Source organism: Flavobacterium sp. RNTU_13 (assembly GCF_046614455.1).
GTDB lineage: Bacteria > Bacteroidota > Bacteroidia > Flavobacteriales > Flavobacteriaceae > Flavobacterium.
Genome location: NZ_JBKJHB010000003.1, coordinates 64,047 through 80,827, shown reverse-complemented (window position 1 = coordinate 80,827; position 16,781 = coordinate 64,047). Strand labels below are relative to the sequence as shown.

General features: G+C 42.6%; 13 protein-coding genes. 12 read left to right on the top strand and 1 reads right to left on the bottom strand.

Going from position 1 to position 16,781, the window contains the following annotated elements:
• Nucleotides 1-93 precede the first annotated feature (93 nt).
• The 8 genes from ACLI08_RS08580 to ACLI08_RS08545 all read left to right on the top strand — a co-directional run bounded on the left by ACLI08_RS08580 (nt 94) and on the right by ACLI08_RS08545 (nt 9,249).
• Complete coding sequence (locus tag ACLI08_RS08580) at nt 94-636, top strand: RNA 2'-phosphotransferase (RefSeq protein WP_411428069.1); 543 nt, start codon at nt 94-96, stop codon at nt 634-636.
• Between the two features lie 212 nt (nt 637-848).
• A complete protein-coding gene (locus ACLI08_RS08575; protein ID WP_411428068.1) occupies nt 849-1,301 on the top strand; it encodes a MarR family winged helix-turn-helix transcriptional regulator in 453 nt (150 codons plus the stop codon).
• 73 nt (nt 1,302-1,374) lie between these two features.
• A complete protein-coding gene (locus tag ACLI08_RS08570) occupies nt 1,375-3,765 on the top strand; it encodes a 3-hydroxyacyl-CoA dehydrogenase/enoyl-CoA hydratase family protein (protein WP_411428067.1) in 2,391 nt (796 codons plus the stop codon).
• Between the two features lie 118 nt (nt 3,766-3,883).
• On the top strand, nt 3,884-5,068 hold the full coding sequence (locus tag ACLI08_RS08565; protein WP_411428066.1) for an acetyl-CoA C-acyltransferase: 1,185 nt from the start codon (nt 3,884-3,886) through the stop codon (nt 5,066-5,068).
• Between the two features lie 38 nt (nt 5,069-5,106).
• Nucleotides 5,107-5,457: a four helix bundle protein gene (locus ACLI08_RS08560; RefSeq protein ID WP_411428065.1), complete on the top strand. Its 351-nt coding sequence runs from the start codon at nt 5,107-5,109 to the stop codon at nt 5,455-5,457.
• A gap of 57 nt (nt 5,458-5,514) precedes the next feature.
• Entirely contained in the window at nt 5,515-7,320 is a 1,806-nt protein-coding gene (locus tag ACLI08_RS08555) for an acyl-CoA dehydrogenase family protein (RefSeq protein WP_411428064.1), read from the top strand.
• Between the two features lie 442 nt (nt 7,321-7,762).
• Nucleotides 7,763-9,019 carry a peptidase U32 family protein gene (locus ACLI08_RS08550; protein WP_411428063.1) on the top strand — a complete coding sequence of 419 codons (1,257 nt, stop codon included), beginning with the start codon at nt 7,763-7,765 and terminating at the stop codon, nt 9,017-9,019.
• Nucleotides 9,019-9,249: a ferredoxin gene (locus ACLI08_RS08545; RefSeq protein ID WP_411428062.1), complete on the top strand. Its 231-nt coding sequence runs from the start codon at nt 9,019-9,021 to the stop codon at nt 9,247-9,249. Before ACLI08_RS08550 ends, ACLI08_RS08545 begins: the two co-directional genes overlap by 1 nt.
• Before the next feature lie 2 nt (nt 9,250-9,251).
• On the opposite strand, the gene ACLI08_RS08540 is transcribed toward ACLI08_RS08545, so the two are convergent.
• Complete coding sequence (locus ACLI08_RS08540) at nt 9,252-11,111, bottom strand: hypothetical protein (RefSeq protein ID WP_411428061.1); 1,860 nt, start codon at nt 11,109-11,111, stop codon at nt 9,252-9,254.
• Between the two features lie 197 nt (nt 11,112-11,308).
• Here ACLI08_RS08540 and ACLI08_RS08535 point away from each other — a divergent pair, with 197 nt between their 5' ends.
• The 4 genes from ACLI08_RS08535 (at nt 11,309) to ACLI08_RS08520 (ending at nt 16,543) form a co-directional block, all read left to right on the top strand.
• On the top strand, nt 11,309-12,211 hold the full coding sequence (locus ACLI08_RS08535; RefSeq protein ID WP_411428060.1) for an ABC transporter ATP-binding protein: 903 nt from the start codon (nt 11,309-11,311) through the stop codon (nt 12,209-12,211).
• A gap of 16 nt (nt 12,212-12,227) precedes the next feature.
• Nucleotides 12,228-13,061 (top strand): ABC transporter permease subunit, encoded by an 834-nt coding sequence (locus ACLI08_RS08530; RefSeq protein ID WP_411428059.1) that lies wholly within the window; start codon nt 12,228-12,230, stop codon nt 13,059-13,061.
• A gap of 131 nt (nt 13,062-13,192) precedes the next feature.
• Nucleotides 13,193-15,511, top strand: coding sequence for a choice-of-anchor L domain-containing protein (locus tag ACLI08_RS08525; protein ID WP_411428058.1), 2,319 nt, complete (start codon nt 13,193-13,195; stop codon nt 15,509-15,511).
• A gap of 234 nt (nt 15,512-15,745) precedes the next feature.
• Nucleotides 15,746-16,543, top strand: a complete 798-nt coding sequence (locus ACLI08_RS08520) for a hypothetical protein (protein ID WP_411428057.1) — start codon at nt 15,746-15,748, stop codon at nt 16,541-16,543.
• Nucleotides 16,544-16,781: the final 238 nt, after the last annotated feature.

Below are 16,781 nucleotides of genomic sequence, written 5' to 3'. Positions count from 1 at the left end.
GTTGATATTGACGACTATATTTGTAAACCAATAAAACAAACAAATCGAAGCCCAATTAAACCTCACAAAATAACAAAATCTGTAATCAACCCAATGAACGAAAAACACATAACACACCTTAGTAAGTTCCTCAGCCTCGTGCTACGACATGCGCCCGAAACTATAGGCATTATACTTGACGAAAACGGCTGGACGGACGTAGAAACTTTACTGGAACAAATGAACCTAAAAGGTGAACCCATAACACGGGAATTACTTACTGTAGTAGTAGACACCAACAACAAAAAACGTTTTGCCTTTAATGAAGATGGGAGTAAAATACGTGCCAGCCAGGGGCACTCGGTAAATGTAGACCCGGGCTATACCCCACAACAACCACCGCAGTTATTATATCACGGTACAGCATTGCAATTTAAAGATAGTATCGTGAAAAATGGCATCCTGAAACAAAACCGTACACATGTTCACCTGAGTGCCGATACAGAAACGGCTAAAAATGTGGGAAGCCGACACGGCAAACCATTCATCTTCACAATTGACGCTGCTCAAATGCATAAAGAAGGTTACCTATTTTATGTTTCGGAAAACGGTGTATGGTTAACTGATACTGTGCCACCTGTCTACCTAAGCGAATAAACCACGCATAAAGTTAGCTGCAAAACATATAGTACATCGCCTGGCGGGTGATGTTTCTTTTTATGCCTATTTTAAAAAAATCCCTATATTTACGTAGGCATGCATAGCATTATGTGTAATTTTAGCCCAAATATTTTTCATTACACATAAAAATATTTTTAATTTAATATGCATGCATAATATTTTTTTGTATATTTGAAACACCAAGTAGTATGAAAGACAAAACTATTGACTATGTACTAAGGGCTACCTGGCAGGCCGTATCTAGGATGTATAATGAAGAGGCTTCAAAATACGGCGCTACTATGTCGGTAGGATTTGCGCTCTTAAGTATTGATAAAGAAAACGGTATACCCAGTACTGCACTTGGCCCACAAATGGGAATGGAACCTACAAGCCTTACACGTACCTTAAAAAGTATGGAAGAAAAAGGGCTTATTGTTCGGAAAAAAAATCCGGTAGACGGCCGTGGGGTACTTATACACCTGAGCAAGCAAGGTAAGGAAAAACGCGACCTTAGCAAGCAGGTAGTGCTTACGTTTAACGACGTAATTAAGCAGCACATACCGCAGGAAAAACTGGATACCTTTATGGAAGTGGCCGAAAAGATTAATGAACTGATAGCCGAACGCCAGATTTTCAACAACGAAAACGAAACCAAATAGAGCAGGAAACTACCCTTTGGCGTTTCCTCTCTTAAAAGAATAAACAAATAAACTATAACAACAAACTTTATAGATGAAACGCACTATTAAAAAGGCAGCCGTAATAGGCTCCGGCGTTATGGGCAGTGCTATTGCCGCCCATTTAGCCAATATTGGTGTAGAAGTTTTGCTGCTGGATATTCCGCCCAAGGAACTTACAGAAGCAGAACAGAAAAAAGGCCTTAGTTTAACAGACAAAGCCGTAAGGAACCGTATAGTGAATGACCACCTGGCCAATTCGCTAAAGAGCAAGCCCTCTCCTATTTACCACCAAAAATTCGCCAGCCGCATCGCTACCGGAAACACCGAAGACGATATGCAAAAACTTGCCGAAGCGGACTGGATTATAGAGGTAGTAGTAGAAAGGCTTGATATTAAGCAAAAGGTATTTGAACAAGTAGAAAAATACCGTAAACCGGGTACCCTGATTACCTCTAACACATCGGGTATCCCTATACAGTTTATGAGCGAGGGACGCAGCGAGGATTTCCAAAGACACTTCTGCGGTACGCACTTCTTTAACCCTCCGCGTTACCTTAAATTATTCGAAATCATTCCCGGCCCTAAAACCGACCCTGAGGTACTTGCCTTCCTAAACAATTATGGCGAGCAGTACCTGGGCAAAACATCGGTAGTGGCAAAAGATACCCCTGCCTTCATTGGTAACCGTATAGGTATTTACGGTATCATGAGCCTGTTCCACCAGGTCAAAGAGCTTGGCCTTACTATAGAAGAAGTAGACAAGCTTACAGGCCCTGTTATCGGCAGGCCTAAGTCGGCTACCTTCCGTACCGTAGACGTAGTGGGGCTGGATACGCTTGTACACGTAGCCAACGGTTTATACGAAAACTGCCCGAACGATGAGCAGCACGAACTGTTTAAACTGCCAGGATTCATCAGTACCATGATGGAAAACAAATGGCTGGGCAGTAAAAGCGGACAGGGTTTCTACAAAAAAGTAGATAAAGACATCCTGGCACTGGATCTTGATACGCTGGAATACCGTGCGCAGAAGAAAGCGTCGTTTGCTACACTGGAGCTTACAAAAACCATAGACAAGCCTATAAACCGCTTTAAGGTACTTGTAGGCGGAAAAGACAAAGCTGGAGCGTTTTACCGTAAAAACTTTGCGGGAACCTTTGCTTATGTAAGCCACCGCGTACCCGAAATTACAGACGACCTGTATAAGATAGACGACGCCATGAAAGCCGGCTTCGGTTGGGAGAATGGCCCGTTTGAAATTTGGGATGCCGTAGGTGTACAAAAAGGCCTTGAGCTTATCAAAGCCGAAGGACTTGAAGCTGCTGCGTGGGTAAACGATATGCTTGCAGCAGGTATAAGCAGCTTCTACACCATTAAAGAAGGTGCTACATACTATTACGACATCGCATCTAAGTCGCACAAAAAAGTGCCGGGACAAGATGCGTTTATCATACTGAACAACATTCGGGAAAGCAAAAAAATATGGAGCAACAGCGAGGCCATTATCCAGGATCTGGGCGATGGTATCATTAACCTGGAGTTCCAGAGCAAGATGAATACTATAGGCGGTGGTGTGCTTCAGGGCGTAAACAAAGCCATAGACCTTGCCGAAAAAGAATACGACGGCCTTGTTATAGGTAACCAGGCGGCTAACTTCTCGGTGGGTGCTAACCTTGCCATGATTTTTATGATGGCGGTAGAACAGGAATATGATGAGCTTAATATGGCCATTAAAATGTTCCAGGACACCATGATGCGTGTACGCTATTCGTCTATCCCTGTTGTGGTTGCCCCACACGGCATGACACTGGGTGGCGGCTGCGAAATGAGCCTTCATGCCGATAAGGTGGTGGCTGCTGCCGAAACCTACATTGGGCTTGTAGAATTTGGCGTAGGCGTTATTCCGGGTGGCGGAGGTTCTAAAGAAATGGCGGTACGTGCGGCAGATCTTTGGCACAAAGACGACGTGGAACTAAATGTACTGCGCGAACACTTCCTAACCATTGGTACGGCTAAAGTTTCTACTTCGGCATACGAGGCATTCGATCTGGATATCCTTCAAAAAGGCAAAGACGTAGTGGTGGTAAACAAAGACCGCCAGATTGCTGAAGCCAAAAAGTACGCTAAAATTATGGCCGAAGCGGGCTACACTGCTCCTATTCGCCGTAAAGATGTAAAAGTACTGGGCAAACAGGCACTAGGTATGTTCCTTGTAGGTACAGACAGCATGGCTGCGGGTAACTACATAAGCGAGCACGATAAAAAAATTGCCAATAAACTTGCTTACGTTATGGCAGGTGGCGATTTAAGTGAAGCTACTCTTGTAACAGAGCAGTACTTACTGGATCTTGAGCGTGAAGCGTTCTTGTCATTATGTGGCGAACGCAAGACTTTGGAGCGTATTCAGTTTATGCTGACTAAAGGGAAGCCGCTACGTAACTAATCTATTTTGAATGTTGAATTATAACTCGAGCCAAAAGGCGAACTGAACGAAGTTAATTTTAAATGACTCAGAGTCAGGTTCAACATAATTCAAAATTTAAAATTCAAAATTTAGAATAATGACCAAGACCGCATATATAGTAAAAGCATACAGGACCGCCGTGGGCAAAGCGCCTAAGGGTGTGTTCCGCTTTAAAAGGCCCGACGAGCTGGCCGCCGAAACCATACAGCACATGATGAAAGAGCTGCCGGATTTCGACAAAAGCCGTATAGACGACGTGATTGTGGGCAATGCCATGCCCGAGGCGGAACAGGGGCTAAACTTTGGGCGCTTTATTTCGCTTATAGGATTAGATACTGTTGATGTTCCGGGGGTTACCGTAAACCGTTACTGTGCATCAGGACTGGAAACCATAGCCATGGCTACTGCAAAAATACAAAACGGTATGGCCGAGTGTATTATAGCCGGTGGCGCCGAAAGCATGAGCTACATCCCTATGGGGGGTTACAAGCCCGTGCCGGATTACAGCATTGCAAAACAAGGGCATGAAGACTATTACTGGGGCATGGGGCTCACTGCTGAGGCTGTTGCAAAACAGTTTGGCGTAAGCCGTGAAGACCAGGATGTTTTCGGGTATCAGTCGCACCAAAAGGCACTGAAAGCCCAGGCTGAAGGCAAATTTGACAAGCAGATAGTACCTATTACCGTAGAGCAGGTTTATGTAGATGCTAACGGTAAAAAGGCTACCAAATCATACACCGTAACCAAAGACGAAGGCCCACGCGCCGATACCTCGGTAGAAGCATTAGGGAAACTAAAACCGGTTTTTGCAGCCGATGGTAGCGTTACGGCCGGTACATCATCTCAAATGAGTGATGGTGCCGCTTTTCTGCTGATTATGAGCGAGGATATGGTTAAGGAACTGAACCTTGAGCCAATAGCTCGCCTTGTAAGTTACGCCGCAGCAGGTGTAGAACCACGCATTATGGGTATCGGCCCGGTTAAGGCCATTCCTAAAGCCGTAAAAATGGCGGGGCTTACCCAAAACGACATTGAGCTGATAGAGCTTAACGAAGCCTTTGCAGCCCAGTCGCTTGCCGTAATCCGTGAGCTTGGCTTAAACCCTGACATTATTAACGTAAACGGCGGTGCCATAGCATTGGGTCACCCACTGGGCTGTACCGGTGCCAAGCTATCGGTGCAGTTGTTTGACGAAGCAAAACGTCGTGGTAATAAGTACGGTATGGTAACCATGTGCGTGGGTACAGGACAGGGTGCCGCGGGGGTGTTTGAGATACTATAATGATCTATTTTAAATGATGAATTTTAAATTTTAAATGTATGAAGGACAATATAATTGCGGTAAAGACTTTCGACTTTGCCCTGAATATTATAAACCTTTATACCCAACTCAAAAGAGAAAATGAATTCATCATTTCAAAACAGCTGCTCAGGTGTGGAACAAGCATTGGGGCAAATGTTGAGGAAGCCATTGCAGCACAGTCCCGAAGGGATTTTATAAGTAAAATGTCTATCGCTTCAAAAGAAGCAAGGGAAACAAAATACTGGTTACGCCTATTGGACAAATCTCATATCACTCAGATTCCGGTTAACGGTTATCTCGTTGAAATAGAACACATCATCAATATAATTACAAAAATTATAAAGACATCTCAGGAAGCAGCACAATAGTTTACAACTGAGTGGCATTTAAAATTTATAATTCAAAATTTAAAATAAAATAACCTCATGGCTGATACTTTAGATAAACAAATCACTCGCGGCGGACAGTTCCTTGTAAAGGAAACAGCCAGCGAAGACATATTTACTCCGGAGGATTTTTCGGAGGAACAATTAATGATGCGCGACTCGGTTAAGGAATTCATTGACCGTGAAGTATGGCCTTATAAAGACCGTTTTGAGAAAAAAGACTATGCCTTTACCGAAGAAACCATGCGCAAAGCAGGCGAACTTGGCTTCCTTGGTGTAGCCGTACCAGAGGCGTATGGCGGACTGGGTATGGGCTTTGTAAGCACCATGCTTACCTGCGATTACATTAGTGGCGCAACAGGCTCGTTTTCAACAGCTTTTGGTGCGCATACCGGTATAGGCACCATGCCTATTACCCTTTATGGTACTGAAGAACAAAAACTTAAATACGTACCCAAACTTGCCAGTGGCGAGTGGTTTGGCTCTTACTGCCTTACCGAGCCGGGTGCCGGTTCTGATGCCAATTCAGGTAAAACAAAAGCGGTTTTAAGTGCAGACGGTACCCACTACCTGATAACAGGCCAGAAAATGTGGATATCTAACGCCGGCTTCTGTAACCTTATGATTGTTTTTGCCCGTATTGAAGACGATAAAAACATTACAGGTTTTATCGTAGAATATGATCCGGCAAACGGCATAACACTGGGCGAAGAAGAACATAAACTGGGTATACGCGCCTCCTCTACCCGCCAGGTATTTTTTAACGAAACGAAAGTTCCGGTAGAAAACATGCTGAGCGAGCGTGGCAACGGCTTTAAAATAGCCATGAATGCCCTGAATGTAGGCCGTATTAAGCTTGCAGCTGCCTGCCTTGATGCGCAGCGCCGCACGATTACTGGGGCTGTTAAGTATGCTAACGAACGGGTTCAGTTTAAAACGCCTATTGCTAACTTTGGTGCCATACGTGCTAAACTTGCCGAAATGGCTACCAGCTGTTATGCAGGCGAAAGCGCCTCTTACCGTGCTGCAAAAAGTATAGAAGACCGTATTGAAGCCCGCGTAGCAGCCGGTGAAACCCACCAGGATGCAGAGCTTAAAGGTGTAGAAGAGTTCGCCATAGAATGTTCTATACTAAAAGTTGCTGTAAGCGAAGACGTGCAGAACTGTACCGACGAAGGTATCCAGATATTTGGTGGTATGGGCTTTAGCGAAGATACCCCTATGGAAAGTGCCTGGAGGGATGCGCGAATAGCACGTATTTATGAGGGTACAAACGAAATAAACCGTATGCTATCGGTAGGTATGCTGATTAAAAAGGCAATGAAGGGTCATGTAGACCTGCTGGGCCCTGCTATGAAAGTTGCCGAGGAACTTATGGGTATCCCGTCATTTGAGACGCCTGATTACAGCGAGCTTTTCGCTGAGGAAAAGGAAATCATTGGTAAGCTTAAAAAAGCCTTTTTAATGGTAGCAGGTAGTGCGGTACAAAAGTACGGCCCTGCACTGGACGAGCACCAGCAGCTACTAATGGCAGCATCTGACATGCTTATAGAAATATACATGGCAGAGTCTACCATTCTTAGAACCGAAAAACTTGCTAAAGCTAAAGGTGCCGAGAACGTAAAAGAGCAAATAGCCATGGCGCAACTATATCTGTACCATGCCGTAGATTTAATAAATACAAAAGGTAAAGAGGGTATTGCATCATTTGCCGAAGGCGATGAGCAACGCATGATGCTTATGGGGCTTAAACGCTTTACCAAGTATGCTAACCTGCCAAATGTAGTAGCGCTTCGTGAAACGATTGCTGCTAAAATAATAGCAGAGAACTCTTATCCATTTTAAATATATTCTGTTTTTAAGTTTAGTTAAAAGCTGTCCTGAAAAGGGCAGCTTTTTTTATGGCGTAATACAATAATTAACAGGAATAGCCGTTATAAATATAAACCAACTTACAAAACCATGAACAGTATAAAAAACACATTTAGCTAATACTTCCCCTCCTTACTTTTATGCCAATAAATCTGTATGCTGCGTAATACGGACAGGATAAACTATAACTGAAATCAACCACCCAATTATATTTAATTACCCCTTTAAGTTTAGGTCGGCCGCCCTTTAGGGCGGCTTTTTTTGATTTTACACTACCGAGTATTTATCTCTACTTTTATTAAGGCTATACGCACTCTGAAATAAAGTACAGATACGATTAAGGTTTTAAAACGTGATTTCTGTCATATTTTAAAAACCGATATAGCAATAAATTCGCCGGCTTAATTAAAACGGTATGACTACAAGCGGACTAATAGAACTTATGGCACCTGCAGGTGATTTCGAAGCGTTACAGGCAGCGCTGGATAACGGTGCCGATTCGGTTTACTTTGGCGTAGAGCAACTAAATATGCGGGCACGTGCCTCTATGAACTTTACATTGGATGACTTGGAGGAAATTTCACGCCGCTGTTCAGAAAAAAAAGTACGTACCTACCTTACGCTGAATACCATAATTTACGACCACGACCTGTCGCTTATAAAAACCTTGCTGGACAAAGCTAAGGCAGCTAACATTACCGCCGTTATAGCTATGGACCAGGCGGTTATAGCCTACGCAAGACAGATAGGTATGGAAGTACACATCAGCACGCAAATAAATGTAACCAACATAGAAACGGTAAAATTTTACGCACTGTTTGCCGATACCATAGTATTAAGCCGCGAACTGAGCCTTAGTCAGGTAAAAAAAATAACCGAGCAGATAAAGAAAGACAACTTATGCGGCCCATCGGGTAACTTGGTAGAGATAGAAATTTTTGGGCACGGAGCCCTTTGCATGGCAGTTTCGGGTAAATGCTACCTGAGCCTGCACTCACATAATTCATCGGCAAACCGTGGTGCGTGCAAGCAAAACTGCCGTAAGAAATACACCGTCATTGACCAGGAAAGCGGTTTTGAAATAGAGATTGACAACGAATACATGATGTCGCCTAAAGATCTGTGTACGCTGGATTTCCTTGACCAGATTGTAGACAGTGGTGTTAAGGTGGTTAAGTTGGAAGGACGCGGGCGGGCTCCCGAATATGTAGCTACCGTGGTGCGCTGCTACAGGCAAGCTATAGATGCGATTGCAGCGGGAACCTACACACGAGAAAAAGTAGACCACTGGATGCAGGAACTTCAAACAGTGTACAACCGCGGTTTTTGGAGTGGCTACTACTTGGGGCAAAAGTTAGGCGAATGGAGCCCGGCTAGTGGTAGTATGGCTACCCAACGCAAGGTTTATATAGGCAAAGGCAGGCATTTTTACCCGAAGGCAAACGTAGGCGAGTTTTTAATAGAAGCGTATGACCTTAAAATAGGCGACAAGATACTGGTAACAGGCCCCACAACCGGTGCACAGGAAACGGTAGTAAACAGCCTTATGGTGGAAGATACCCCTGCAGAAACCGCTACAAAAGGTGACCGCATTACGCTACCGCTTGATTTTAAAATCAGGCCGAGTGATAAACTGTATAAACTGGTTAAAACCGAATTCGCACAAAACTAATGATTGTAATTACATTGCAAAGAAGCAAGTGCATAGGCTGCAATTACTGTGCTGAACTGGCTCCGCATAAGTTTGTAATGAGTAAAAAAGACGGTAAAAGCGTATTACTGCATTCTGTTGATAAAAAAGGCTTTTTTACGGTAAAAGAGGCTGATCATTCCCAGCTTAACGATATAGATAACGCCGCAAAAGCGTGTCCGGTTAAAATAATCAGTGTAAAAGAAGTATAAGACTACTGATACGGCACCACTTCGGGTTTTCCAATTTGGAAATCAGGAAGTACAATATCGTTATTTTGTATTGCATTAGTTTTTATAACATTATATCCATTACCCGGTATGGTAGGATAATAAGCCAGCGATAATTGGAAACTGTTAAATATAAGGTAGTCATTATACAGCAGTACCCCTACCCCAAACTTGGCATATACATTACTTTTATAGAGCTTATTTTGCTCATCGCCTATTACGCCAAGGGTGGTATTAACGAACGGGTTAATACGGAATCCCCCAAAATTCCATGGAGAAAAAGCCTGGGTTTGCAGGGTGAGCAATGCTTTTTTAGTACCTAATAACATCGGCGCGTTAAAGCCCGAAATACCGTTACGCTCATTAAGGTTAAGTTGGTCCGTATAAATACGCTCGCGGTTATCGCCCATTACAATAACGGGCTTTATAAAGTGGCGCAGCCTCCATCGGCCCCAGTTGCGTATGTTTGTAAAATAGAGCCCTTCTATACGCAAGGTGGTCTGCTGGGTGTAATTTTTATAGAAAAATGAGCCAAGTTCTACATTCATACTCAAAAACCCCCAGCGGTAATAGTTACCAAAGGCATACTGCCCCGCAAGGTAAAGCCTGGTTTGATTATTCTTATCCTGACGGCCCACGGTAGCCGAGTATACCTTACCTATGGGTATGTCTTCTACAATGTCATAATTAAAAAGAAATTTATCCTGAACATACTTACGTGATGTAACACCAAAGCTGGCCATGTAGAGTTTTTCATTGCTATAGAAACCGATAGAATCATACGCTATGCCGGGCCGTTCCTTGTACGTGCGGTTAAAAAAACGGGTAGTACCTACAAGGCGTGTGGTACGGTCTTCTTCCGTAGAACCCTCAAAAATTTTAAAGGCGTAACCTGCCCAGTAATCCTGCGCATCTGACTTAAAGTTTTGCATTGCCCAGCGGTTTTGAACATCGGGCAACGAGTCGCGCATAAAACGGGATTCCATATAAACACCTCCCGCCCATTTTGTATACGGGCTAAAAAATTCGCGTTCTACCCCTACACTCTTAATCCAGTTGTCGCTTCGCTCTATCTGGTACGCCACCGTAGTGTTTACGTAGGAGTTAAAAAGGTTTGGTATGGTATACCGCGCCAGGTAATCGGTTTGCCCGGTATTAAATCGTTTATCGAAATCATTTTCAAATTGATGCCCTAACCCCAGGAAATTTCTCTCTGTAAGTTTAAAAGAAGTAGATGATGTAGAAGCAGAACCGTTTGGTATAAGGCTCCAGGAATCCAGCACACGCACATAAACGTCTACCGAGTCGCTCTTAGGGCTTATTTCGCGGGGGCGGATAACAACACGCCTTATATACCTTTGGCTACGCAGTAAACGTTCTGATTCTTTTACTAACAGCGAGTCGAGTGGGCGGTTGCGTTTAATCAACAGCAGGTTTCGTATGGTAAATTCTTTGGTCTTAAGGTGGATTTTATTACCGGTACGCTCTGCCCAGTTACGTGGTCCGGTAACAGTATCATTAATAGAATACCCAAACGGATCCAGTGTTTGTACTATAATCCGCCTTATAATCTTTCCTTCGTATCGGTCATAAAGGTGTTGCATTTCGGGTGCTTCCTCCTTTATTTTTTTACGTGAGCGCGATTCCTTTTTTTCGCGCACAGGCCTGAATATCAATTTGTGCAGGGCTTTTGTAAACTTTCGTTTTTTACTGTAGTCCTGTATTTTGTTGTACATCTGGTCGTTTTTTATTTTCACGCTGTCGCGCACAGGCTTTACCTGGGCATAAGCCCTTCCTGAAAAAGCAAGCGATAGCAGCAGCAAAACCCAAATAAAAAACCGCATTGATGTACGTAATTAAACCGCCAAAATACGGTATTAAAAACTAAATAAAAACCCAAAACAACTTTCAAAACCTCATATTTACCACAGTTTTAACTATTGTAAAGCAGCAACGTGATATTGTTAACTGTTTTTATGTAACAAAATAAATACATGCTCGTCTTACCTAAAATAGCAATAAATAAAACACCCTTGCCGATATGCACAAAACCATACTTTCAATAAATAACCTTCAAAAAAAATTCCGCCGGGTACACGCTGTAAACGATGTATCGTTTACCATAGAAAAGGGCAATGTATATGGAATACTGGGGCCTAACGGCAGCGGAAAAAGTACCACCCTTGGTATTATACTGAATGTTGTAAACAAAACATCGGGTACATATTCATGGTTTGGGGGCGAAAAAGAAACCCACGAAGCCCTTAAAAAAGTAGGCGCGATTATAGAACGGCCTAACTTTTACCCGTACATGAGCGCCTACGAAAACCTGAAACTGGTGTGCAAAATTAAAAATGTGCCTTATGGCAAAATTCAGGAAAAGCTAACCCTTGTTGGGCTTTGGGAACGAAAGGACAGTGCTTTCAGGACGTTTTCGTTGGGTATGAAACAACGCCTTGCCATAGCAAGCGCCTTATTAAACGATCCCGAAATACTGATACTGGATGAACCTACAAACGGGCTAGATCCACAGGGAATACGCCAGATACGCGACCTTATACGCGAAATAGCCTCAACAGGAACGACCATTCTACTCGCGAGCCACCTGCTTGATGAAGTGGAAAAAGTATGCAGCCACGTGGTAGTAATGCGAAACGGTAAAGTGCTGTATAATGGCAGTGTTAACGGTATGGTAGGCAATGACGGCTTTATTGAAGTTTCGGCACAGGATAACAACGGGCTTGCTGTACTTTTACAACAACACCCTTCGGTGTCGCACATAGAAAAAAGTGAAGATAAAATACTGGTGCACCTTAGCGCACCGCTTGAAGCCTGGGAGCTTAACCGCTACCTGGCCGAAAAGGGCGTGTACGTAAATCATCTTACAAAACGCACGCATAGCCTTGAAGAAGAATTCCTGAAACTAACCGGTAACCAAAACTAAAAAACACCTTACGTACATGAAACGTTTATTAAGCATAGAACTTCAAAAACTTTGGTTAAACCGCGCCAGCCGCGTACTCATAATTTCATACTTTGGCATATTATCGCTTATAGCGCTCATAGCAAATATAGAGTTTGATATTATGGGTGTACACATAAGCATGGCAGACCAGGGTATTTTCAACTTTCCGTTTATATGGCACTTTAACAGCTATGTGGCCGTTTACTTTAAGGGATTCCTGGCCATTATCATCGTATCTATGATGGCCAATGAGTACAGTTACGGCACGCTAAAACAAAACCTTATAGATGGGCTTAGCAAAAAAGAATTTATAGCCAGCAAGGTGGTTACCATTGCCTTCTTTGCATTTGCATCTACTGCCTTTGTATATATAATGACGCTGATACTTGGTTTACGGTTTTCAAGCTACACAGAGGCGGCCATAATATTCAGGGATCAAAGGTATATCATCGCCTACCTTATTAACCTGATGGCATTTTTCAGTTTCTGTTTGTTTGCCGGAATACTGGTAAAAAGATCGGCTTTTGCACTGGGTTTTACTATTGTATGGTACCTTTTAGAAGGCCTTCTTTACGGTCTTATGCGATGGAAACTATTTAACAAAGAAATAGCCGACAGCATTAAACAATTCTTTCCGCTTTCAGCCATAAGTGATTTGCTCATAAACCCTTCTGAACGCTTTAAGGCGGTACGCGCCATTCAAACTAACATAGGTGTAACCTCTCAGGTAGATTATAGCCTGCACTGGACTAACATCGCCATTGTGGCAGTATGGTCAGGGTTGTTTATATATGCATCTTACTTTATCCTGAAAAAGAGGGATTTATAAAATTGTACAGCGTTTTTACACAGGCTTCCTTATGGAAGCCTTATTTTTTTAAAAAACAATGGTTTTTTAGTAATCTTTAACAATTGAATATGCTGCTTTTTGACGTCACTTAGCGTAAATTTGCATCCGCAATGGACAAATGTAAACTACTACTCTTACTAATCACCACCACCCTTTTAAGTGTTTCGGCATCAGCCCAATATATAACCGTAAACGACACCTACACCCCACAGCAGCTGGTAGAAAACATTCTGGTGAACAACCAGTGTGTTTCCATATCAAACGTGCAGGTATCGGGCGGCAATTTTTCAGACGGTTCGCAGAGCTACGGGTATTTTAGTGGTGCAGGCACAGTTTTTCCGTTACAAAACGGTATTATACTAAGCACCGGTAAAGCTACACGCGCCGTAGGCCCTAATACCTCTATACTAAACGACGGTAACAATATGAACTGGGGAGGTGACCTGGACCTGCAACGCGCCCTTAATATAAACAATTCTATAAACGCCACCGTACTGGAGTTTGACTTTGTACCGCTGGCTAATCGCATTAGCTTTACTTACCAATTGTCAAGCGAGGAATACCATGATAACGCACCCTGCCGATATTCAGATGGTTTTGCTTTTTTAATCAAGGTTGCCGATAATACTTCAGACCCTTACACTAACCTTGCTATAGTTCCGGGCACAAACATACCGGTAAAAGTAACCTCTGTACACCCGCAAATAGGCGGCGGAAACGGTTGCCCTGCGCAAAACGAAGAATATTTTGACGCCTTTAACGGCAGCAACTACCCTACTAATTTTAACGGGCAAACTAAAGTAATGACCGCTACTTCCGAAGTATCTCCGGGAGTACGTTATCATATAAAGCTCGTGATTGCCGACGAAACCAATTACCAGTACGATTCGGCTATATTTTTAGGAGGTGGAAGTTTTGAATCGTCTATAGATTTAGGTGCCGACAGGCTTTTTAGCTCCAACAACCCATTGTGTTTTGGCGAATCTTATGTGCTTAATGCAACGGCGAATACAGCCACAGCATACCAGTGGTACAAAGACGGACGCCCCATTGCCGGAGCTACTGCAGCTACCTATACAGTACAGTCGGCGGGAACCTATAAAGTTGTGGTTACCTTTAGCCCTACCTGTAATTCTGAAGGCGAAATTAAACTGGAGTACACAAATGCCCTAAACCTGGGCACCTATACCCTACTACAGTGCGACGACAATAACGACGGGCGCACCGTTTATAACCTTGACACAGCAGGTATACTTGCCCGCAATAACGATGCTAACCTTACGGTGTCGGATTATTTCCTCACGTTAACCGACGCACAGGCAAATACAAACCCTATACAGAACGTTACCGCGTTTAACAATACTGTAACGCCACAACCCGTTTTTGTGCGTTTAAAAAACCAGTACGGATGCAGTGGTATAGCGCAGGTAAACCTCGATGTATCTAACAATACCCTGACACCTCCTACAGCCCTGGCACAGTGCGATACAGATGGAACGTTAGATGGACTGAGCGTATTTAACCTTACCACTAAAGATGCCGAAATAATGCAGGGCTTACCCACAGGTTTACAGCTAAAATACTACGCCACTCAGGCCGATGCCATAAACATGGCTAACGCTATAGCCACTCCAGCCACGTACAGCAACACTACACCGTACAACCAAATTGTGTATGCACGGCTAAACCAGGGAAGCGACTGCTACGGTATAGTGCCGCTACAGTTAAGAGTGCATGATTTTGGTACCGGAATACGAAATGAAGAAGTATTTTTGTGTAACAATACACCTGTTGTGCTCGATGCCGGCAGCGGATTTACCGCTTATAGTTGGAATACGAACCCCGTACAAACCACACAGCAAATCACGGTAACAGCGCCGGGCAGCTACACCGTAACACTTACAAATGCAACGCTATGTACTGCCGATAAAACGTTTACAGTAATGGCCTCAAGCAGGGCGGTAATTAAAAGCATCAACATAAACGACTTTAACGGAGGCTTTAACTCAGTAGAGGTAATGGTTAGTGGTACAGGAATTTACGAATACTCTTTAAACGGCACCGACTGGCAAACGGAAAATACATTTGACAGGGTTGCTTCCGGCATTTATACTGTATATGTTAGAGATAGAAACGAGTGTGGTTTAGTTACCAAAGAAATTTTTGTACTGGATTACCCTAAGTTCTTCACTCCAAACGGAGACGGTGCTAACGATGTTTGGCACATCCCTTACCTAGCCAAAAGGCCGTCGGTAGTAGTAAATATTTTCGATCGTTATGGCAAGTTGATTTATTCGTTTAAAGGCAATAGTTCTGTGGGTTGGGACGGTACCTACAAAGGCAGGCCGCTACCTTCTACCGACTATTGGTTTACCATAACCCTTGAAAGCGGCACTACAGTGCGTGGGCATTTTTCTTTAATCAGGTAGTGCCTTCAGCATCTTTTATGGATTTATGTCATTTATTTGAGCGGTAACTACAACATCCCGTGTTGTGTTTGGAAAAGTGTTGATAAATCGCACTTTAATTTTTCGTTTAGCCTTCTAAATGTATTAATTTAGCAACAACCAATTACAAATAACTAACCAACAATTAAGATTATATCAAACAAAGCTTTTACGGCATCTTCTACTGGAATTATCAACTAATTTTAACAATACCAAATGAAAAAATTACTTATTGCCATGCTGAGTGTAATCAGCATAGCTACTTTTGCACAATCACCAGACTTTCCTGATCAAAACATAGAGCTACTGGAAGGTAAAGAACTACTTTTGAAACCACTAGACGAAAGCTCACAAAAATATGGTTATAAAGAATTCTATTCTGACGAAGCGGCAAAGAAAATATATAAAAAAGGATCCCTATTTACCAAATATAGTGCTTTGGCAGGAAAAACTTTTAAAGTAGTATCGTACAAACCTGAATACAGCGATTATATTATTAAATTATCAAATCCCGATACCGGCATTATCTACTACAAATATAATCCAACAAGACGTTATGACTTTCCTTTTAAAGTTATAGGTGGACTTACATTTCCCGAAAACTTTTTCTGCAAATACATCATTTCTGATCGTAAATTTGATTACGACAAGGCAGAACACTATTATTTAACTCACAGCCCTTGTACTGAGGATATTTGCCTTTACGAAAAAGAAAAAAATTATTGGTTACATGTACTGATAACAGCACCTTCAGACAAGAGGGAAACAGGCTTAAAAGGAGTGAAATTTATACTAGAAAACGGTAAGGAAGTTAGTTTTCCAAACGTAGATGTATCAGTTACAGCGTCATTATCAAAATACGATTACAGCGCCGAGATAAGAGGGCTTAAACCTGAAGAGTTACAACTACTTGCCGAAAGCCCCATTGTTAAAAAAATTGTAGGTACAAAAGAAAAAGAAGTAGAAAACGGCAGGGTTATAATGGAATACATAAAATGTATGACGAAGAAATAAAAAATTTCATTGAGTCGCCCTAAAATAGGTTGACAAGCTTTACAATAGAAATCATATGAACCAGTCAGTATTTACTGACTGGTTTTTTTATGTATAAAGTTATGGGTTTTCATTGATAAGCCCAGGAGAGTTGTTTTTGTTATTATAAGTCTATATTGAATTATCAATATTAACGAGTAAAGTGTATTTCATAGGTTGATAGTTTCAAAGTAATACACATAAAATATGAATTCCCTTT